Raw genomic sequence first — 20422 nt, 5'->3', positions numbered from 1 at the left:
CAAACACCCCCGTATCCGGAGCGGCCGCCCGGCCTCCGGTGCCCGGCCCCCGGCCCGCGCACGGGGGCCGGGGGCCGAGATCACGAAGATGCGGAGCACCGGGGCACGGGAGCATGCTGACAAGATGACCCGGTACGGCGCTGGCCGACGCCCGCACCCCGACGCCGAGCGGCCCGAAGCCGCGGCGCCGCCTGCGCACGGCCCGTTGCCGAACGGTCTGGGGATGGTCCTCGCCCAGGCGGAGGCCGAGGCCGTCGAGGCCGTGGGGGGGTTCGCCGGGGGCCTGTACATGCGCAGCCGCGAGCCGCAGCTGCTCCTGCTCGCCGTCATCGCCGGCCTGCCCTCCGACATGTTCCGCCACTGGTGGCGGATGCACGTCAACCGGCCCTTTCCCCACTCGGAGGCCTACCGCACCGGCCAGCCCGTCTACCTGGGCGACGCCGAGGAGGCCATGCGCCGCTACCCGCAGCTCATGGCCGGGCTGCCCTTCCCCTTCGGCTCGCTGTACGTGCCCGTCCGCCACGGCCGCGAGACCTTCGGGATCATCGGCGTGCTCCGGCCGGCCACACCCGGGCAGCCGGTCGACGAGGCCGACCGCCGCAGGATCGCGGCCGTCGCCGCCCGGCTCGGCGCCGCGCTGGCCGCGATGCCCACCGAGGAGGGCCGCATCGAGTGGAACGGCGACCCGCTGGCGGTCACCCTCCCGTCGGTGTCCGCGCCGCCGGTCAGGTTCGGCTCCTTCGACTGGGACCTGGAGGCCGGAACCGTCTCCGGCGACGACGGCTGGTGCGCGATCCTCGGCACCCGCCGCGAGCGGCTCCCCGTCACCGTGGAGGAGCTCGCCGCCCGTATCGAGCCCGAGGACGCCTACGGGCTGTGGTCCGTGGCGGGCCAGGCGGCCTCCTCCGACCACCCCGTCACCCGGCGGCTGCGGCTCCAGGCGTCCGACGGCCGCCCGCACCTGGTGGAGATCTCCGGGCAGCGGGCCGGACCGGAGGGGGGAGTCTCCCGGCCCCATCTGACGGGGTTCCTGGTCGACCTCGGGGCGGGGCCGGTGGTGGCGGAGTCCGCCGACCGGCTGCCCCACGGGGTGTGCTCGGTGGACCGCCTGGGCCGGGTCGGCTACGCCAACCGGAACGCCGAGACGCTGCTCGGCAAGCCGCGCTCCGAGCTCATCGGGAGGGTCCTGTGGGAGGCGGTCCCCTGGCTGGGGCAGGTCGCCTACGAGGACCACTACCGCTCGGCGCTCCTGTCCCCGGACCCGGTGCACTTCCTGGTCCCCCGGCAGGAGGGCTGGCTGTCGGTCTCCCTGTTCTCCGGCTACGACGGGCTGACCGTCACCCTCAGCCCCGGCGACCGGCCCGCCTACGCACCCGGGTCCGTCGTCGCCCCCGGCACCGGGGTCGGATCGCCCGCCGACCGGGCCGTCGCCCTCTACCGGCCGGTGGCCCTGGCCATCGCCCTCACCGAGGCCGTGACGGCCCGCCAGGTGTCCGCCGTCGTCACCGAGGAACTGCTCCCCGCGTTCGGCGGCCGCCAGCTCGCCATCTACCTGCTCAGCGAACGCCATCTGCACCTGTCGTGGGAGACGGGCTTCCCCCGCGGCTTCCTCAACCGCTTCGACGGCGTAGGACTGGACGCCAAGCTCCCCGGGGTGGAGACCCTGACCACCGGCCGCCCGCTGTTCTTCGAGTCCATGCAGCACCTCGCCCGCGCCTACCCCGGCATCCCGCTGGACGCCCATGTCGGGGCGCGGGCCTTCCTGCCGCTGATCGCCTCCGGGCGCCCCGTCGGCTCGTGCATCCTCGGCTTCGACCAGCCCCGCGGCTTCAGCCCGGAGGAGCGCACCGTGCTCACCGCGCTCGCCGGTCTCATCGCCCAGGCGCTGGAGCGCGCCCGGCGCTACGACTCCGAGGCCGCCCTGGCCCGCGGACTCCAGGACGGGCTCCTGCCGCACCGCCTCCCCGTCGTGGACCGGCTGGAGACCGTGGCCCGCTATCTGCCCGGCACCCAGGGCATGGACGTCGGCGGCGACTGGTACGACGTGGTCGAGACGGGCAGCGGCCTGGCCATCGCCATCGGGGACGTGCAGGGGCACGGCGTGTCGGCCGCCGCCACGATGGGTCAGCTGCGCAGCGCGGTCCGGGCCCTGGCGGTGAGCGGGCACAGCCCCGAGGAGGTGATGACCGGCACCAACCGGCTGCTGATCGACCTCGACCCCGGGCAGTTCGCCAGCTGCTGCTACGTCATGCTGGACCCGGAGACCGGACGTGCCCAGGCCGTCCGCGCCGGGCACCTCCAGCCGCTGCTGCGCAGCCCCGACGGGCGGACCGAGGTGCTCGACCTCCCGGGCGGGGTCGTGCTCGGCATCGACGCCGACGCCTCCTACCCGGTCGCCCCGCTCCACCTCGAACCCGGGGCCGTCCTCGCCCTGTTCACCGACGGGCTCGTCGAGCAGCCCGGCATCGACATCGACATCGGGATCGAGCGTTTGCGCCGCACCCTGGCCGAACAGGGCGGCGCACCGCTCCCGGACACCGCCGACCACCTCATCAACGAGGCCCGCCAGCACGCCGACCGGCCCGACGACATCGCCCTGCTCCTCGCCTCCCGCTGGGTCCACCCGCCGGGGGCCGGGGGGAACGGGGAGGCCGCGGGCACCCCCTGAACGCCCGCTCCGGGGCGGCCGCCGGGACTCAGCCGGGCGGCGTGCGGCGGAGCACCGCCAGGACCTTGTCCGGGGTGAACGGAGGCTCCCGCAGGCGGGCCCCCAGGGCGTGGTGGAGCGCGTTGCCGATCGCCGCCGGGGCGCCCGTGATCCCGATCTCGCCGATCCCCTTGGACCCCATCGGGTTCAGGTGCGGGTCCTCCTCCTCGATCCAGTACGCCCGCACGTCCGGCACGTCCGCGCTGACCGGGACGTGGTAGGCGGCCAGGTCGCGTTCGGTGAAGTCCCCGAAGCGCACGTCGATGGAGCTGTGCTCGGTCAGCGCCATGCCCGCGCCCATGACCATCCCGCCGGTGAACTGGGCGCGTGCGGTGCGGGCGTTGAGGATCCGGCCGGCCGCGAACACCCCCAGCAGCCGGGCCAGCCGCACCTCGCCCGTGACGGCGTCGGCCCGTACCTCGGCGAACACGGCACCGAAGGCGTGCCGGGCCCAGGGGACCTCCGCGTCCGCCTCCCCCCGGGTGTCCGCGTCCACGGCCATGCCCTCCGGCGGAACCCGGCCGCCCGCGCCCGCGAGGCGCTCCGCCAGCCGGGTGCAGGCCCGGTGCACCGCCCAGCCCCAGGACGCCGTCCCCGCGCTGCCCCCCGCGAGGGGCGCGGCGGGCAGCGCGGTGCTGCCGATCTCCATGCGCACCGACTCCGGCGGCACCCCCAGCGCCTCGGCCGCGATCTGCGCCAGCACCGTGCGCGCCCCCGTCCCGATGTCGGTCGCGTTGACGGCGACCCGGAATCCGCCGTCCGGCTCGGCCCGGGCGCTCGCCCGGGAGGGGGCCGCCAGCACCGGGTAGGTCGCCGAGGCCACACCCGTCCCGGTGAGCACCCCGCCCGCACGGCGGACACCGGGCTGCGGGTCGCGCCCCTCCCAGCCGAAGCGCCGCGCCCCCTCGCGCAGGCAGGCGGCCAGCCCCCGGCTGCTGAAGGGCCGCCCGCTGTCGGGCTCGCGGTCGGTGTCGTTGCGCAACCGCAGCTCCACCGGGTCCACCCCGGTCGCCGACGCCAGCTCGTCCATCGCGGACTCCAGGGCGTACATGCCCGGCGCCTCCCCGGGTGCGCGCATCCACGACGGGGTCGGCACGTCCAGGGCCACGACGCGGTGCGCGGTGCGGCTGTGCGCGCAGCCGTACATGACACGGGCGGGGACGGCGGCCTGCTCGACGAACTCCCGCACCCGCGAGGTGCGGGTGACCACCTCGTGCTCCACCGCGGTGAGCACCCCGTCGGGGCCCGCCCCGAGTCTGACCCGGTGCAGCGTCGGCGCCCGGTGTCCCACCACGGCCGCCAGGTCCCGCCGGGGCAGGGCCACCGTCACCGGGCGCCCGGTGTGCAGGGCCGCCATGGCCGCCAGCACGGCATGGGGCCGCGCCGTGCCCTTCGATCCGAAGCCGCCGCCCACGTGCTCGGCGACCACCGTCACCTGCCGCCGGTGGACGCCGAACATCCCGGCCAGCACCTCGCGCACCGCGTTGCCGCCCTGGGTGGAGTCGTGGAGCGTCAGCCCGCCGTCGCGCCACTCGGCCGTCGCGGCATGGGGCTCCATGGGGTGGTTGTGCAGCGCGCCCAGCCGGTAGTCCGCCTCCACCAGCACCGGCGCCGCGGCGAGGGCCGCGCCGGGGTCCCCGCGCTCGCGCACCGCCGGGTACCCGCCGTAGGCCTCCTCGGGCGTGTAGAGGCCCGGGTGGTCGGGCCGGAGCACGACGTCGTGCTCCTCGGTCTCGTAGACGACCTCCACGGCCGCCGCGCCCTCCCGCGCGTCCTCCGGCGTCTCGGCGACCACCAGCGCCACGTACCAGCCGCGGTGCGGGACCCGGTCGTCCCGGAGCACCGCCAGGGTGGGGTCCTGCGGGGCGGCCAGGCGCGGCGCGTTCTCGTGGGTGAGGACGGCGACGACCCCCCGCACCGCCAGGGCCCGCGAGACGTCGACGGAGGCGATCCTGCCGCGGGCCACCACCGCCGGGACGGGCCGTCCGTGGAGGCGGCCCTCGGGCCGGTACTCGGCCGCGTACCGGGCCCGGCCGGCGACCTTCTCCCGGGCCTCGCGGCGCTCCGGGCCGCCGGCTGCCCGCCCGGCCCCCGTCACGCCCCCTCCCCGGCCAGGGTGCCGAGCACCTGCACCGCGAGGTCCCCGGCGAGCCGCACCTTGAAGGCGTTGTCCCGCAGCGGCTCCGCGGCCTCCAGCTCGGCCTCGGCGGCCCGGGCGAAGGACGCGGCGGTCGCCGGGGCGCCCACCAGGCGCTCCTCGGCCGTCCAGGCCCGCCAGGGCCGGTGCGCCAGACCGCCGAAGGCGAGCGCCGCATGGACGATCCGGCCGTTCTCCACGGCCAGCCGGGCGGCGACCGAGACCAGGGCGAAGGCGTAGGAGGCGCGGTCGCGGACCTTGCGGTAGGCGCAGCGCGCCCCGGGGGGCACGGGCGGCAGCTCCACCCCGACGACCAGTTCGCCCGGGTGCAGCCGGGTGTCCAGCTCCGGCCGGTCGCCGGGCAGCCGGTGGAACTCCGGCACCGGCAGCGTCCGCGTCCCCGAGACGCCCCGCAGGTGCACGCTCGCGTCGAGCGCGGTCAGCGCCACCGCCATGTCCGAGGGGTGGGTGGCCACGCAGTGGGGGGAGTGGCCGAGTACGGCGAGTTCCCGGTGGGAGCCCTCCACGGCGGGGCAGCCGCTGCCCGGCTCGCGCTTGTTGCAGGGCTTGGACACGTCCTGGAAGTAGCCGCAGCGGGTGCGCTGGAGCAGGTTGCCCGCGGTCGTCGCGGCGTTGCGCAGCTGACCGGAGGCCCCGGAGAGCAGCGCCTGCGACAGGGCGGGGTAGCGCGAGCGCACCAGCGGGTGGGCGGCCAGGTCGCTGTTGCGGACCGTGGCGCCCACGAGCAGCCCTCCGCCCGCCGTCTCCTCGACCCGGTCCAGCGGCAGGCGGCGCACGTCGATCAGGACCGTGGGCCGCACGACGCCGAGCTTCATCAGGTCCACCAGGTTGGTGCCCCCCGCGAGGTACCGGGCCCCGGGGTGCGCGGCGTGGGCGGCGAGGGCGTCGGCGACGCTGCGGGCGCGCACGTACCCGTGGGGCCTCACGGGGCCACGTCCCCGACGGCGGCCGCGATCTGCGCGTACGCCCCGCAGCGGCACAGGTTCCCGCTCATGCGCTCCCGGATCTCCTCGGGCGTCAGCCGCACCGGGGGCGGCGGCCCGCCCCCGGTGCGCGCCGGTCCGGCCGGCGTGACGAGGGAGGGGTGTCCCTCGGCCGCCTCGGCGAGCACCCCGACGGCCGAGCAGACCTGCCCGGGGGTGCAGTACCCGCACTGGAGGGCGTCCCGCGCCACGAAGGCGGCCTGTACGGGGTGGAGCCGGCCGTCCTTTGCGAGCCCCTCCGCGGTCACCACCCGCGCACCGTCCCAGGCCACCGCCGGGAGCAGGCACGCGAGCATCCGCCGGCCGTCCACGAGCACCGTGCAGGCACCGCACTGGCCGTGGTCGCAGCCCTTCTTCGGGCCGGTGACCGACAGCCGCTCCCGCAGTGCGTCCAGCAGGGTGGTGCGGTGGTCCACGGCGAGGGTGCGGGCCACCCCGTTCACGTGGAGGGTGACCACGGAGGCGGTCGCCCCGGCCGCGTCTGCCGGGTCGCCGGATCCGGCGGTGGGCTCCATGGCGCCTCCCGTCCCGCCTCAGGCGCCGCTGCCGCCGCGCGCACCCCGGTCGTCGCCGGGTTCGCGGGGCGGTGCGGGCGGCTCCTCGGCCGAGGGGCGGCCGCCCATGTTGCCGTACCCGTGGAGCTCGTGCGGCGTCAGGCGGCCGGGGACCACGTGGCCCTGGGTGCCGTCCACCTCGTCCGGCTCGAAGCGCGACTCCACATGGGACTGGTGCTCGGGCGGGGTGGGCAGCTCCTCGCGGGTGGGTGCGGTGTCCCTGCGGCGGCGTGCCCCGACCTGCCAGACGACGTACACGAGCAGGACGAGCAGCCCGACCACGATGAGGAGGAAGACGATGACGGCCGGGGCGCCGTCGGCGGCCAGGTCGGCGGCGGTGTGCTGGCGGGACGTGAGGAATGCGGTCATATGTACCGGTTACCCACTTCACTGGTGATTTCTGCCGCTGTGGACATGGTCGTCCCAACGGGGGATCCGCGCCCCGGCCCTCAGGCCGGGGAGGCCGGCTCCCGGGGTGCGTCGGGAGCCGGTGCGGACTGGTCCGGGGCCTGGGGCGACTCCTCCGCGGGCGGCTCCGGCGGCGGGGCTTCGGACGGGGGCTCCTCGGCCGGGGGCTCCCCGGAGGGCGACTCCTGCGCCGGGGGCTCCGAGGAGGGCTCCCCGGTACCCGGCGACTCCGAGGCGGGCGGGGAGGTGCCGTCCGAGGGGGAGGGCGAGACGCCCTCCTCGGGCGGCGCGGTCGGCTCGTCCGTCCCGCCGGTGTCACCCGCCGGGCGCGCGATCCACCCGTCCGTCTCGGCGTCGTACAGCACGAAGACGTTGACCACGGTCACCGACGGCTCCACGACCACCACCTGCGAGGCGCGGTAGCCCGGCCAGGCCGTGCCGACCGGCTTCGGGGCGCTGTCCTGGGCGACCGGCGGGGCCAGCGGGTTGCCGCAGGCGCAGCGCACCCGCGGTACGCCCCGGTCGTCCACCAGCACCGCGGTGCCCGACTGGAGCACGGCCTGGTAGGGGGTGGCCGCGCCGTCCCGGTAGCCGTGGTTGGTGACCCGGGTGTCCATCCGCAGCTGCACGGGGGTCAGCGAGCGCAGGTACTGCGGCACCGTGTCCGGTGCGATGTCCTGGGCGTCGGCGAACGCCCGGTTCTTGGCCGCGTCCCCGGTCAGCGCGGTGATCTGCCGTTCCACGTCGCAGCTGGCGACGTCCCGGGTGCCGCCGTACAGCCCCGGCGCCGAACCGCGCACCGCGCGCGTCCCGCCCGAGGCCGAGGGGTCCGCCCCACCGGGGGAGGCCGCCGGCTCGGGGGAGGCGTCCTCGGCGGTCGACTCGGTGAAGGGGTCCGGGCCGCTGGTGGAAGCGGCCTGGAGGAAGACCTCGCTCTCGCCGTCGCCTCCGCCGCCGGGCCGGGTCAGCACGACCGCCAGCACCACGGCGGCCACCACCACGCACGCCAGCACGGCGATCCGCGGAGCCGAACGCCACCACGGCCGCCCCGGCCCCGGTCCGCCCGTGCCGCCACCGGCCCCGCCGGACGGGCCACCGGCCCCGCCGGCGGACCCGGCCCCGGCCCCGGACCCGGCCCCGGCCCCGGACCCGGCCCCGGACCCGCCGGACGGCGGGCCCGGCGGCGGTGCGCCGGGCTGGGAGGGCCCGGAGAGCGGACCCGAGGGCGGCCCCGTGGGACGGCCGGACGACGGAGTTTCGGAACTCATGGGCACTTCTTCCCAGAGCGGCGGGGCGGACGCGGTGCACCGTCCACCGGACTCCCCCCACTGGCCATTGTGTGCCCCGGGTCCCAGGGCCCCGCAAGCCGACGCGGTCGCCACGCTCGGGGCGCGCGCCGTGCCGAGCCTGGCTAGCGTGGCCGTGTGAGCCCGCACTCCCCGACGCCCCCCGCAGCGGGGGCGCCCCGCGCCCACGGCTGGCCCCAGGCACTGCTCACCGTCCTCGCCGGCTTCCTCGCCATGGGCGCGACCGCAGCCCTCGGCCTGTGGGCCGCCGGGGCGGGGGACCTCCCCGAGGGGGCGTTCCCGAAGGTGCTCGCGGCCGTGGTGGTCCTCGCCGTCGGCGGCTCCGTGGAGATCACCGGGGACGCCGGGGCCCTCGCCGAGTCGGACGCCGCGCTGACCGCGCTGCCCCTGTCGGTCACCGTGGTCGGAGCCCTGGTCGTGGGGGCGGCCTTCCTCCGGCCGCTGCGCCACCGCGCCGTGGCCGGCGCCCCCGAGCTGGCCGGCTGGGCCCTTCGGATCGCCGTGCTCTGGCTGCTGGGGCTGGCCGGCCTCGGGGCGCTGGCGCGGCACACCTTCTCCTTCGCCTTCGAGGACCCCACGGGCGGCCTGATCGGCGACCTCTTCGGGGTGGAGCCCCGGGTGGGCTTCGCCACCGAGGTGCCCCAGACCCTGGTCATCGGCCTGCTGTGGCTCGCGGGGGTGGCCGTCCTCGCGCTGATGGTCTCCCGCGGGGCCCCGCTCCCCGCGCGGCTGCTGCGCTACCAGGAGGCCGTGCGCCCCACGGCCTACGCCATGGTCGCGCTGCTGCTGGCCGCCGTCGCCGTCGGCGTGGTCATCGGACTGGTCGTCGCGGCCACCCGCGGCCATCCGGCCGAGACCTTCGCCGTGCTCCTGCTGGGCCTGCCGAACCTGATGTGGCTGGCGCTGACGATCGGCCTCGGCGGGTCCTGGGAAGGCACGGTGGAGGGCCCGTTCGGACTGCCGATGCCGCAGCTGCTGGACGAGGTGCTGCGCACGGGCGACCTCGCCACCCTGGACCTGGGGACGCTGACCGAGCGCGACGGCCGGGCGTGGTGGCTGCTGGTGGGCGCCGCCGTCCTGGTGCTCGCGGCCGGCTTCCTGGCCGCGGTCCGCTCACCCGCCCGCGTCCGCCCCTGGCAGCACGCCCTGCACCTGGCCGTCGCCCTCGCGGTCACGGTCCTGTGCGTCTCGCTGCTCGCCCGCGTCTCCGCCCACTACGGTCTGTCGCTCCTCGGCATCGGCGATCTCGGGGGCGATCTCGGGGGCGAGGTGTCCCTGCAGCCCCGGCTGTGGCCGGGGGTGGCGCTCGGTGCGGGGTGGGGGCTCGTCGCGGGCTTCGCCGGCGGTCTGCTCGCCACCCGGTTCCGCCACCACGGCGAGGTCCCTCCGCCGCCCTGAACGGGCCCCGTGTGTGCGGGTCCCGGCGGCGTGCGCCGCGGTCGGCCCCCGGACGGCGCTGCCGCCCGGGGCCGCGGCCCGGCTCGTCCGGCGCGACGCCGGGCTCATTCGGCGCGGCGGAACACCGGCCGGGCCCACCCGGGCGGCTCGGGCGGACCGGGCGGGGCCTGGGGGCCGGCCCCCGCCACCTGCGTCGGGGTCCGGCGGGCGGGGGCGGCCGCCGTGCGCAGGGCCGCCACGAACTGGGCGCAGCTGGCGAAGCGGTCCTCCGGCGTCTTGGCCAGCGCCGTGCGGAACACCTCGTCCACGGCCTCCGGCAGGTCGGGCCGCTGCTCCGTCAGCGGAGGGGCGGGATCGTACTGGTGCGCCCAGAGCAGCGCCATGTCGTCCTCGCGGCGGAACGGCGGAGCGCCCGTCAGGGTCTCGAAGACCACGCAGCCGAGACTGTAGACGTCGCAGCGCCCGTCGACCGGGCGGCCCGAGATCTGCTCGGGCGCCACGTAGTCCAGGGTCCCCACGAACTGGCCCGCGGTGGTGAAGCCGGTCAGCGACAGCGACTTCTTCGTCAGGCCGAAGTCCGTCAGGTACACGTGCTCGGGGTGGTCGCTGTCGGTGCCCTCGGCCACCAGCACGTTGCCCGGCTTCACATCGCGGTGCACCAGTTCGTGGGCGTGGGCGGCGTCCAGCGCCGAGGCGATCTGGGCGGCGATCCGGCCCGCGGCGGGGAACGGCAGCGGCCCCTGCCGGTCCAGCAGCACCCGGAGGTCCTGCCCGGGCACATAGCGCATCGCGATGTAGAGCAGGCCCTCCGTCTCGCCCGCCTCGAAGACCGGAACGATGTTGGGGTGGTCGATGGCCGCGGCCACCCTCGACTCGTGGCTGAAGCGCTGCCGGAAGAGGTCGTTGCGGGCGAGTTCGGGGGCGAGCAGCTTCAGCGCGACCGTGCGGTCCAGCCGCAGGTCGCGGGCACGGTAGACGACGGCCATGCCGCCGCGGCCGATCTCCCGCTCGACGCGGTAGCCGGCGATCCGGCGGCCCACCAGCTCCGAGGGCCGTCCCTGCGGAAGCTCCCGGTCGGCGGGCATCAGCCCTCACCGCCCGTCCGCGGGGAGGCGGCCCGCTCCGGGACCACCCGGGTCGCCTCGGCCTCTCCGCGCTCCCGAGAGGCCTCGGCCTCCCCGGCCTCCGGGCCGGTGCCGGTGCCGGTGCCGGTGTCGGGGCCCGGGGGCGGGGAGTCCGCGGGGCGGCCGGGCTCCGCGGGGGCCCCGGCGAGGCGGGTGGGGGGCGGCGCCGCGGGGGAGTCCTCGGCCGTGCCGTCCGCCGGGGCGGACGCCTCGGCGGCCCGGGGAGCCTCCCGCGGCTCTCCCCCGGAGCCGGCCGGGGGCCCCTGCCCGACCGGGGCCACCAGCCGTGTGGGCTCCGGTGCGGCGGGAGGCTCCCCGGGCCCCGCGGCCAGCGGTTCCGCCCCGTCCGCGGCCCCGGCCCGGTCCGCGGCCTCCTCCTCGGCGTGCGGCGGCTCGGCGTAGGGCGGCAGGGAGTCGGGGTCGACCAGGCGCGTTCCGCCGGGCCCCTCGGGCGGAGCGCCGCCCTGGGGGACGGGCCCGGGCGCGTCCGGGGCTCCCGCCTCGGCGACCCCTCCGAGGGACGGCGGGGACGAGGCCGCCAGGGTCGTCAGCCCGGCCCCGTCGCAGTGCACCCAGCGCTCGTGCTCGGCGTCGTACAGCCAGACCGACTCGCCGTCGACCACCATGCCCACCCGCAGCCCCCGGGTGCGGCGGCGGAAGCCCTCCCCGTCGGTGCGGCCGCCCGCCAAGTCCTCGGCCGCCCGCCGGTAGCGCCCGAGCGAGTCCTCGACCCGGGCCAGCAGGGGCCGGGGGTCGCCGGTCGCGCCCATGGGCCGCTCGGCCGCCGGCGGCTCCGCCGGCACCGTGACGAGCAGCCTGCCGTCCACCCAGGCCGACCAGCCGTTGGCGCACAGGACCCGCGACCAGTCGCCGCGCCGCTCCAGCAACTGCACCGGGAGCAGCGGGTCGAGCGGGACGGTGGGCCGCGACACGTCCGGGCTCTCCCAGGCCGGAAGGCCGGACCCGGGGACCACATGGGTGGGGGCGAAGTCCCAGCTCGTCACAGGCGCCTACTTCCGCATGATCGCGGGCTCGTGGCGCCGCAGCAGCCGTGCGACGGCGAATCCGAACAGCACGGAGAGCACCACCAGCATGCCCATGTCCAGCAGCCACACCCCGGCCGAGTGGGCGAACAGCGGGTCCTGGGTGAGCTCTCCGGGCACGATCTCCCCGAGGTCGATCGTCCCGGCCATGGCGGCCAGGGCCCACCGCGAGGGGACGAGCCAGGAGAGCTGCTCCACCACCGGCACACCGTCCAGTTGCAGCAGCGCACCGCAGAAGACGACCTGGACGATCGCGAGGAGGACCAGCAGCGGCATGGTGACCTCCTCCTTGCTCACCAGAGCCGAGACCAGCAGGCCCAGCATCATGGCCGTGAACGCCAGCAGCGCCACCGCCAGCGTGATCTCCACCAGCGGCACCGTGAGCACGCCCTCGCCGCCGGGCGCACCCAGGTCGACACCGGCCAGGGCGACCAGGGTGAGCACCACCGCCTGCACGACGGTCACCGTCCCGAGGACCACGATCTTCGACATCAGATAGGCGGATCTGGACAGGCCGACCGCGCGTTCGCGCCGGTAGATGGTGCGCTCCTTGACCAGCTCCCGCACCGCGTTGGCGGCACCGGTGAGCACGCCGCCGACGCACAGGATGAGCAGGGCGTTCATGGCGGTCTCGCCGGTGAGGGCGCTGCCCGCCAGGGCCCGGGCCATGGCGCCCATCACGAACGGCAGCGCGATCATGATGACCAGGAAGGTCCGGTCGGCGCCCAGTGCCGCCGCGTAGCGGCGCACGAGGGTGCGCAGCTGGGCGCCCCAGCTCTGGGCCTTCGGGGGCGGGGCGACCGGCCTGGCCGGCGACGGCGGGGCGAGCGGCTGCCGGGTGGCGCCCTCGATGTAGCGCTCGCTGAAGGGCGAACCCCGGTACGTCCCCGCCCAGTCGCGGTCCCGCTGGTTCTCGAATGCCTCGAAGGCCTCGGGCCACTCCTCGAAGCCGAAGAAGGCCAGGGCGTCGTCGGGCGGCCCGTAGTAGGCGATCCGGCCGCCCGGCGCCAGCACCAGCAGCCGGTCGCACACATCGAGGCTGAGCACGCTGTGGGTGACCACGACGACGGTCCGCCCGTCGTCGGCGAGCCCGCGCAGCATGTGCATCACCGAGCGGTCCATGCCCGGGTCGAGGCCGGAGGTCGGCTCGTCGAGGAAGAGCAGGGACGGCTTGGTCAGCAGCTCCAGCGCCACGCTGACCCGTTTGCGCTGCCCGCCGGAGAGGCTGTGGATCGGCTGGTCCGCCCGCTGCTCCAGCCCGAGTTCGCGGATCACCTCGGCGACCCGCGCGCGGCGCTCGGCGCGGTCGGTGTCCTGGGGGAAGCGCAGCTCCGCCGCGTACCCGAGCGCCCTGCGCACGGTCAGCTGGGTGTGCAGGATGTCGTCCTGGGGGACGAGGCCGATGCGGCTGCGCAGTTCGGCGTAGTCGCGGTAGAGGTCGCGGCCGTCGTAGAGCACGGTGCCGTGGTCCGCGGGGCGCAGGCCCGTGAGGGCGTTCAGCAGCGTGGACTTGCCCGCGCCGCTCGGCCCCACCACCGCGAGCAGGCACTTCTCCCCGACGGGGAAGGACACGTGGTCCAGCAGCGTGCGGCGCCCGCCGTCGACGGCCACGGCGACGCCCTGTACGTCCAGGGACACCTCGCCGGTGTCCACGAACTCCTGGAGCTGGTCTCCGACCAGGCAGAACGAGGAGTGGCCGATGCCCACCACGTCACCCGGCCCGACGGGTGCCCGGCCGACCGGCCGGCCGTTGAGGAAGGTGCCGTTGTGGCTGCCGAGGTCGACGATCTCGTGCCCGCCGTCCGGCAGGATCCGCAGTTCGGCGTGGCGCCGCGAGACGATCAGGTCGTCCACGACCAGCTCGTTGTCCGGGGAGCGGCCGATCCTCAGCGTGCGCTCGGGGATCCGGCGGATGCTGGTGGGCTGCCGGAAGGTGCCGGTCGCCGACGGCAGGGAGACGGAGGAGGGGCGGGCGGGTGCGCCCCGGGCGGGGCGCACCGGCGCCCGGCCGACGAGGGTGGCGGCGGGCCCGTCCGCGGCGCTGCCGAAGCGGATCACGCTGCCGGCGCCCACGGTCTGGTCGTGGACCCGGTGCCCCTCCGCGTAGGTGCCGTTGGTGCTGTCCTCGTCGTGGACGCTCCAGCGGCCGTCCTCGGCGTGGAGGACCGCGTGGTGCCAGGAGACCCGGTCGTCGTCGATGACGATGTCGCTCAGGGGGTCGCGGCCGACGTGGTAGTCCCGGCTCGGACTCAGCAGCGTGGAGCCCGCATCGGTCTCCACGAGGAGTTCGGGCGCCGCCGGTGAGACGGAACGCTCTGCCATGTCCGAATTCTAACGATCGGGGGAGGCCCTCGCCCGACGGCCCACGGGCCGGCGGGGCGTCCCGCGCCGCGGGCCGGTTGCGCCGACCGGGCGCGGACCGTGCGGGTTGCGCGCCGCCCCGCCCCGGTCCATCCTCGTGGTGACCCAGAAGCGACACGGTCTCACTCTTCGTACTCGGGGTTCCGTCCAGCGAATGATCGGGCCGTCGCGGTGAGGAGCCACGGTCATGAACGCCCCCGTTGCCGCATGCCACTACATCGTCGAGGTGCCCGCCTCCCCGGAGCGCATCCCGCAGGTCCGGCGGATCGTCGCCGCGCACCTGCGGTACTGGGGCCTCGCGCCCCACGTCCTGCCGGTCTGCCGCGCTGTCGAGGAACTCGTCGACAACGTCGTACGCCATGTCGACGGCGACAAGACCTGCGTCGTCGAGCTGCGGTCGACGGGCTGCAGGCTCGTCGTCGCGGTGTCCGACCGCGACCGGCGGCTGCCCCCGGTGCGCAGTTCCTCCCCCGTGCGCGGGGGCCTCGCCAGGGTCGCCCGCCTGAGCGACAGCTGGGGAACCTGCGCGACCGAGGAGGGCAAGGTCGTCTGGTTCAGCAGGAGGGTGAGGGAGGCGGAGCGGGTGCTGCGCGGCCCGGGCCGGCCCCGGGTGCCCGCCGTCGAGTTCCGCCCGCTGCCCGGCGCGGCGGGGGAGGCCGGCGCCGTGCTGCCGGACCTCGCCCCGGCCGGCTGAGGCCGCCCCGGCCGGGCCGGGGCTCCGCCGGGTGCGCGTGCCGGGCGGTCCTCGCCCCCCGTTCAGGCGGCGCCGCGGTCGGCGGGGGAGCGGGCCGGGCGGAGGGCGGCCACCAGGCGGAAGAACTCCGCCTCGTTGCCGGCCATTCCGAGGGCGGCCAGGGCCGCGTCCGTCTCGGCCATCGGTGCGGTCAGCAGCGGCAGCGCTGCCGGCTCCCGCTGCGGGTCGGCCAGCGCGGCCCTGGCGGTCTTCAGCAGCCGCAGGTACGCCCGGGCGGCGGCGAGTTCGGGTTCGGTCATCGCGGTCGTCCCCTCCTTCGGGTGTCGGACCGTCAAGCATCGCGCCCCCCACTGACACTGGCGCCGCGGCCCGCGCGCGCGGCGGGGCCGGTGCACCGCCACGGGGGCGGTGCACCGGCCTGTGTGCGGCCCTGCCGGGCCGGTGCCGCTAGAAGACGCTGACGCCGTAGGCGCTCAGGGCCTCGGTCACCGGCTGGAAGAAGGTCGTGCCGCCCGAGGAGCAGTTGCCGCTGCCGCCCGAGGTGAGGCCGAGGGCGGTGGAGCCGGCGAAGAGCGGGCCGCCGCTGTCGCCGGGCTCGGCGCAGACGTTGGTCTGGATGAGCCCGTAGACGATGTCGCCGCCGCCGTAGTTGACGGTCGCGTTCAGGCCGGTCACCGTGCCGCTGTGCAGGCCCGTGGTGGAGCCGCTGCGCTGGACGCGCTGGCCGACGGCGGCGTTGCCCGCCGAGGTGATGTCGCGGTAGCCGCCGTTGTAGAGGTAGACGCGGCCGTCCGCGGCGGAGGCGTTGGCGTGCCGGATCAGACCGTAGTCGTTGACCGGGAAGCTGGAGGCGACCCGGCTGCCGAGCAGGTTGGTGTTGGACGAGTTGGTGTACCAGGTGCTCGCGAAGTCGGTGCAGTGCCCGGCGGTCAGGGCGTAGTAGGTGCTGCCGCTGCGGACGTTGAACCCGAGCGAGCAGCGCCCGCCGCCCGCGTAGATGGCCTGGCCGCCGGCGATCAGCTTGCTGAAGGTGCCGTCGGTGCGGTTGATCCGCAGGTCGCCGGCCCGGTCGCCGGCCGTCTTCCTGATGGTGGCGATCTCTGCGGGGGTGACGGTGGAGTCCACCGTCACGACGACCTTCCCGGTGGCCTCGTCGGTGTACCAGGCCGTGCCGGGGACGTCCGCGTCGAGCACGGCGGCCCCGGCCCGGGCGAGCTGGGCGGGGGTCGCCTCGGCCGGGGGCGTGCCCGCGGCGGCCGAGGGGGCCGCGAGCGCGGTGGCGGCCGCGAGGGCGGAGGCGACGGCGATCAGCCGTGCTCCCTTCGCGGCGCCGCCGAGGAGGGACAGGCGCTTGATGTTCACGTGATCCTCCGGTGGGGGGAACCGGGCCCGCTGGGTGGGCGGGCCCGTGGAAGCGCGCTCGTCCTGCGCACGGCTCTGCTCATCGCCATGTGCCTGACAATCGCGGTGGGGGAATCCTGTGCGCCCGCGGGGGGCGGCCACAAGATCCCCTTTCGGCCGGTTCGGGGACGCGCGCGCGGCCCCCCGCCCGGGGCCCCCTCCCGGCGCGCGCCGGCGGCGCCGCCCGGGCCGGGGGTGTCCCGCGGCTGCTCGCCCGCCCCCGCGCGGCAAGGGCGGGGACGGGGGCGGAGGGTGCGGCCCGCACCGGAACGGAAGGTGCCGTCCCGGCAGTTCGGCGGTGGACGCCGCCCCCACCGGGGGCGCCCCGGCGCCGTCGTGCCCGCTGCGGCACCCGCCGGTCGCGCCCGCCGCGGCCCGCCCGCGTCCGTCGTCCGGGCCCGGCTGCCGCGGTCCCGGGGGCCGTCCCCCGGGCCCCGCCGTTCCACGGCGCAGCGGCGCCCGAATGCCGGGATCGGGCCGCTTCGGCCCGCTTTCCTTCTGTGTCCGGATCCCGCCCGTCGTACCGTGAGCCCATGTGCTGGAGCGCCACGGCCGACCTCGCGGCCGGAACGGTGATCTGCGCCGCCGGAGCCGCCGCGTGCGCCGTGACGCTCCACCGGCGGCGGCCGCGCGAACTGCCGCTCGCCGCACTCCCCCTGCTCCTCGGCGCCCACCAGATCACCGAGGCCGCGGTCTGGCGCGCGGGCGGCGGCACGGGCCCCGCGACCACCGCGTGGGCGGTCGTCGCCCTCCCGGTCCTCGCGGTGTGGGTCCCGCTCGCCGTCCTCCTCGCCGCGCCCCGCACCGCCCGCACCCGGCTCCTCGCCCCGGCGGTCCTGGGCGCGGCCACGGCCGCGGGCCTCGCGGCCGTCCTCGCCACCCGCCCCGTGAGCGCCGAGATCCGGGACCACACGGTCGGCTACGCCGTCGGGCTGCCCGGTGCGGGCTGGTTCCTGGCCGGCTACCTGGCCGCGACCGTCGGCTCGCTGCTGCTCTCCCCGGACCGGGCGCTGCGCCTCCTCGGCCTCCTGACCGGGGCCGCCGCGGCCCTGAGCGCCGTGCTGTGGCGGACGGCCTTCGTCTCCACCTGGTGCGCCGCCGCCGCGGTGTGCAGCCTCCTGCTCCTGCTGCGGGCACTGCGCGGTGCACCGCCCGCCGGAGCGGGTGACCGGCCGGGTCGCCCGAGTGCGCCCGCCGGGTGAGGCTGGAAGCGGAGGCGGTACCCGACCGGCCACCCGACGGAAGGCGGATCACGGTGAACACGGAAGGCGGATCACGGTGAACACTGCACAGGAGCGCGAGGAGCCGGTCGTGGTGACGCTCACCGGCTGCTCCAGCGAGGACGCGGACGCCGTCTTCCGCGCCCTCGGCCGCTCGTACAGCTCCGACCGGGCGGCGCACGAGACCCCCCGGTACGTCTCCGAGGGCCACGCCACGGTGTGGACCACGACCTTCGACGTGGCCCACCCCCGCGGCACCCCGGAGCCGGTGCGCCTCGCCGCGCCCGTCACGGCGGAGCTCCAGGGCGGCTACTGGGCCGTCGACCGGATGGCCGCGGCCCTGGCCACCAGCTTCGACGTCCGCCAGGAGGGCATGGACGCGGGCGACCAGGAGAAGGACGTCCAACTGCACCTGGAGAGCGGCGTACGCCCCTGAAGGCGGCGGACCGGCCCGGCGGCCCCGGCACCCGCGGCGCCGCTCCCGGGCCGCCGGGGGACCGCACACGGCGGGGCGCCGGGCGCCCCGTGCCGCAGCCGCGGCGCCCCCACCCGGACCGAGGAGGAACCATGCCCATCGCCACCGTCAACCCCGCCACCGGAGCGACACTGGAGACCTTCGAGGCGTACGGCGGCGAGGAGGTCGAGCGCAGGATCGCCGCCGCCGCGGCCGCCTTCGACCACCACCGCACCACCACCTTCGCGGAGCGCGCGGCCCTGCTGCACCGCGCCGCCGACCTGCTGGACGCCGACCGGCAGGAGATCGCGCGCACCATGACCACCGAGATGGGCAAGCCCGTGGCCGCCGCGCGGGCCGAGGCCGCCAAGTGCGCCAGGACCATGCGCTGGTACGCGGACCGCGCGGCCGGGCTCCTCGCCGACGAGCATCCCGCCGGGAGCGACGTGGCGGACTCGGGCGCCGTCCGCGCCGTCGTCCGCTACCGTCCCCTCGGCGTCGTCCTCGCCGTGATGCCCTGGAACTTCCCGCTCTGGCAGGTGGTGCGCTTCGCCGCTCCCGCACTGATGGCCGGCAACACCGGGCTGCTCAAGCACGCCTCGAACGTGCCCCGCACCGCGCTCTACCTGGAGGACCTGTTCCGCCGCGCCGGCTACCCCGAGGGCTGCTTCCAGACCCTGCTCATCGGCTCCGCGGCGGTGGAGGGGGTGCTGCGCGATCCGCGGGTCGCCGCCGCCACGCTCACCGGCAGCGAGGGCGCCGGACGGGCGGTCGCCTCCGTGGCCGGCGACGAGGTCAAGAAGACGGTGCTGGAACTCGGCGGCAGCGACCCCTACCTGGTGATGCCCTCCGCGGACCTCGACGCGGCCGTCGCGACCGCGGTCCCCGCGCGCGTCCAGAACAACGGGCAGTCCTGCATCGCCGCCAAGCGCTTCATCGTCCACTCCGAGGTCCACGACGCCTTCCGCGACCGCTTCACCGCGGCCATGGCGGCGCTCGCCGTCGGCGACCCGATGGACGAGGCCGTGGACGTCGGTCCGCTCGCCACCGAGCAGGGGCGCGCGGACCTGGAGGAACTCGTCGACGACGCCCTCGCGCAGGGTGCCGCCGCCACCTGCGGCGGCCGCCGCCCCCCGGGCCTCGCCGCCGGCTGGTACTACGAGCCCACCGTGCTGACCGGGATCGAGGAGGGGATGCGCGTCCACCGCGAGGAGGTGTTCGGACCGGTGGCCACCCTCTACCGCGCCGGGGACCTGGACGAGGCGATCGCCCTCGCCAACGGCACCTCCTTCGGGCTGGGTTCGAACGCCTGGACCCGGGACCCGGCCGAGGTCGAGCGCCTGTCCCGGGACCTCCAGGCGGGCGGCGTGTTCTTCAACGGCATGACCGTCTCCCACCCCGCCCTGCCGTTCGGCGGGGTCAAGCGCTCGGGCTACGGCCGGGAGCTGTCCGGGCACGGCATCCGGGAGTTCTGCAACATCACCACCCTGTGGCACGGGCCCGGCTGAGCGGCCCCCCCCGCGGCCCCCCGCGGGCCGCCGTCCGTCCGGCCGCCGGGAGCGTCCCGAGGGCGCACCCGCTCCCGCCCCCGGGAGCGTCCCGAGGGCGCACCCGCTGGCTCACCGCCCGGCGCGCCCGTGCCGTGCGGGGGCCGGCCGGGCGGCACCGGCGGCCCCTCAGACGTTGGGCACCCGCAGGGCGTCCCAGCTGGAGCGGCCCGGGATGCCGTCCGCGTCGCCGCCCGAGTAGCCGAGCTTGCGCTGCCAGGCGGCGTAGGAGGCCCGGTCGGCGTCCGACCACACCGGGCCGGGACCGATCCGGTACCGGCTGCACCCCTCGGCGACCAGGCGCCTGCCCATCGCCGTGATGACGGCGCTGCGCCTCCCGGTGGTGAAGAACGCGGCGCCCGGGTAGGGCTCGTACCGCGGGCCGGCCGGGCCCTCGGGGGCGCGGGCGAGCCGCCGCTCGATCCGTGAGCGCATCGAGGCCATGGTGAAGCCGCGGGGATCCGGCTTGCCCGGCTGCCATTCCAGGTGCCCGATGACCGAGCGGTGCGTCCAGCCGTGGGCGCGGCAGACGGCGGCGGCCGCCTTCTCGATCGCGTCCAGCTGGGCCGCGGGCCACGGGTCCTGGCCGTCGCCCAGGTTGATCGCCTCGAAGCCGTAGAAGCGGGCGTTGCCGTCGGTGTTGGCCTCGTTGTCCGGCGGAAGCGTGGGGGCTTCCGCTATCACGGCGCGCAGCACGTCGTCGTCGCCCAGCCCCGCGTGGTTGGCGCGGCCGTTGCCGACGAGGTGCACCGTGCCGTCCTTGGCGATCACGCCGTGGCACAGCGGCCCGGGGAGGGCGGCGTACCCGTCGTAGCAGAGCGCCACGGAGCCCTCGGTGCCCGAGGTGACGGTGTGGTGGACCATCACGCCGTGCACCGGCCCCCAGGGGCCCTTGTGGTTGCGGTTGTGGGTCCGCCAGCTCCGGTACTCGACGACGCGCAGACCTTCGTCGCGGAGGGCGCTGAGTAATCTGTCGGCGGAAAGCGGAGTTGCCATGGAGGTGCTCCTTCCACGGGCGCCCGACGGCTCTCGGGCCGCCCTCCCGGTCGTCTTGCCCGTTGTG

17 protein-coding genes are annotated in these 20422 nt (G+C 76.6%); 6 read left to right on the top strand and 11 right to left on the bottom strand.

Annotated features, from left to right (window positions below; translation table 11 throughout):
* Nucleotides 1-124: 124 nt before the first annotated feature.
* On the top strand, nt 125-2668 hold the full coding sequence (locus ACGF15_RS08190) for a SpoIIE family protein phosphatase (protein ID WP_392797255.1): 2544 nt from the start codon (nt 125-127) through the stop codon (nt 2666-2668).
* Between the two features lie 28 nt (nt 2669-2696).
* Here the strand turns inward: ACGF15_RS08190 and ACGF15_RS08185 are convergent, their stop codons facing one another.
* The 5 genes from ACGF15_RS08185 to ACGF15_RS08165 all read right to left on the bottom strand — a co-directional run bounded on the left by ACGF15_RS08185 (nt 2697) and on the right by ACGF15_RS08165 (nt 8078).
* Complete coding sequence (locus ACGF15_RS08185) at nt 2697-4805, bottom strand: xanthine dehydrogenase family protein molybdopterin-binding subunit (protein ID WP_392797253.1); 2109 nt, start codon at nt 4803-4805, stop codon at nt 2697-2699.
* Nucleotides 4802-5791 carry a xanthine dehydrogenase family protein subunit M gene (locus ACGF15_RS08180; RefSeq protein ID WP_345615639.1) on the bottom strand — a complete coding sequence of 330 codons (990 nt, stop codon included), beginning with the start codon at nt 5789-5791 and terminating at the stop codon, nt 4802-4804. The genes ACGF15_RS08185 and ACGF15_RS08180 overlap by 4 nt, the downstream gene beginning before the upstream one ends.
* The gene (locus tag ACGF15_RS08175) at nt 5788-6363 is read right to left on the bottom strand and encodes a 2Fe-2S iron-sulfur cluster-binding protein (protein WP_345615638.1); all 576 of its coding nucleotides are present in this window, start codon (nt 6361-6363) and stop codon (nt 5788-5790) included. The genes ACGF15_RS08180 and ACGF15_RS08175 overlap by 4 nt, the downstream gene beginning before the upstream one ends.
* 18 nt (nt 6364-6381) lie before the next feature.
* Nucleotides 6382-6771 (bottom strand): DUF6479 family protein, encoded by a 390-nt coding sequence (locus ACGF15_RS08170; RefSeq protein ID WP_345615637.1) that lies wholly within the window; start codon nt 6769-6771, stop codon nt 6382-6384.
* A gap of 80 nt (nt 6772-6851) precedes the next feature.
* Nucleotides 6852-8078, bottom strand: coding sequence for a DUF6777 domain-containing protein (locus ACGF15_RS08165; protein ID WP_392797250.1), 1227 nt, complete (start codon nt 8076-8078; stop codon nt 6852-6854).
* Nucleotides 8079-8234: 156 nt separating this feature from the next.
* On the opposite strand from ACGF15_RS08165, the gene ACGF15_RS08160 reads away from it, so the two are divergent.
* Nucleotides 8235-9515: a streptophobe family protein gene (locus tag ACGF15_RS08160; protein ID WP_376428577.1), complete on the top strand. Its 1281-nt coding sequence runs from the start codon at nt 8235-8237 to the stop codon at nt 9513-9515.
* Nucleotides 9516-9619: 104 nt separating this feature from the next.
* Here the strand turns inward: ACGF15_RS08160 and ACGF15_RS08155 are convergent, their stop codons facing one another.
* The 3 genes from ACGF15_RS08155 to ACGF15_RS08145 are packed head-to-tail and all read right to left on the bottom strand — an operon-like array spanning nt 9620 to nt 14004.
* The gene (locus ACGF15_RS08155; protein ID WP_392797248.1) at nt 9620-10600 is read right to left on the bottom strand and encodes a serine/threonine-protein kinase; all 981 of its coding nucleotides are present in this window, start codon (nt 10598-10600) and stop codon (nt 9620-9622) included.
* Nucleotides 10600-11643 (bottom strand): hypothetical protein, encoded by a 1044-nt coding sequence (locus ACGF15_RS08150; protein ID WP_392797246.1) that lies wholly within the window; start codon nt 11641-11643, stop codon nt 10600-10602. The genes ACGF15_RS08155 and ACGF15_RS08150 overlap by 1 nt, the downstream gene beginning before the upstream one ends.
* 6 nt (nt 11644-11649) lie before the next feature.
* On the bottom strand, nt 11650-14004 hold the full coding sequence (locus tag ACGF15_RS08145) for an FHA domain-containing protein (RefSeq protein WP_362611270.1): 2355 nt from the start codon (nt 14002-14004) through the stop codon (nt 11650-11652).
* 226 nt (nt 14005-14230) lie between these two features.
* Between ACGF15_RS08145 and ACGF15_RS08140 the strand changes: the two genes are divergently transcribed.
* The gene (locus tag ACGF15_RS08140; protein ID WP_345615633.1) at nt 14231-14737 is read left to right on the top strand and encodes an ATP-binding protein; all 507 of its coding nucleotides are present in this window, start codon (nt 14231-14233) and stop codon (nt 14735-14737) included.
* A gap of 62 nt (nt 14738-14799) precedes the next feature.
* Here the strand turns inward: ACGF15_RS08140 and ACGF15_RS08135 are convergent, their stop codons facing one another.
* Both ACGF15_RS08135 and ACGF15_RS08130 read right to left on the bottom strand, forming a co-directional pair.
* The gene (locus ACGF15_RS08135; protein WP_392797244.1) at nt 14800-15036 is read right to left on the bottom strand and encodes a hypothetical protein; all 237 of its coding nucleotides are present in this window, start codon (nt 15034-15036) and stop codon (nt 14800-14802) included.
* 148 nt (nt 15037-15184) lie between these two features.
* Nucleotides 15185-16099, bottom strand: a complete 915-nt coding sequence (locus ACGF15_RS08130) for a S1 family peptidase (RefSeq protein WP_345615629.1) — start codon at nt 16097-16099, stop codon at nt 15185-15187.
* Between the two features lie 572 nt (nt 16100-16671).
* On the opposite strand from ACGF15_RS08130, the gene ACGF15_RS08125 reads away from it, so the two are divergent.
* From ACGF15_RS08125 to ACGF15_RS08115, 3 genes are all read left to right on the top strand, one after another.
* A complete protein-coding gene (locus ACGF15_RS08125) occupies nt 16672-17340 on the top strand; it encodes a DUF6629 family protein (protein WP_345615628.1) in 669 nt (222 codons plus the stop codon).
* Nucleotides 17341-17416: 76 nt separating this feature from the next.
* Nucleotides 17417-17794, top strand: a complete 378-nt coding sequence (locus tag ACGF15_RS08120; RefSeq protein ID WP_362611275.1) for a hypothetical protein — start codon at nt 17417-17419, stop codon at nt 17792-17794.
* Between the two features lie 131 nt (nt 17795-17925).
* On the top strand, nt 17926-19320 hold the full coding sequence (locus ACGF15_RS08115; protein ID WP_392797241.1) for an NADP-dependent succinic semialdehyde dehydrogenase: 1395 nt from the start codon (nt 17926-17928) through the stop codon (nt 19318-19320).
* A gap of 168 nt (nt 19321-19488) precedes the next feature.
* On the opposite strand, the gene ACGF15_RS08110 is transcribed toward ACGF15_RS08115, so the two are convergent.
* Entirely contained in the window at nt 19489-20355 is an 867-nt protein-coding gene (locus tag ACGF15_RS08110; RefSeq protein ID WP_345615625.1) for a peptidoglycan-binding protein, read from the bottom strand.
* Between the last annotated feature and the right edge of the window lie 67 nt (nt 20356-20422).

The organism is Streptomyces sp. NPDC048001, assembly GCF_043203115.1.
Classification (GTDB): domain Bacteria; phylum Actinomycetota; class Actinomycetes; order Streptomycetales; family Streptomycetaceae; genus Streptomyces; species Streptomyces sanyensis.
Note: the sequence above shows the minus strand (reverse complement) of the source record. Positions and strands in the feature narration are given on the sequence as shown.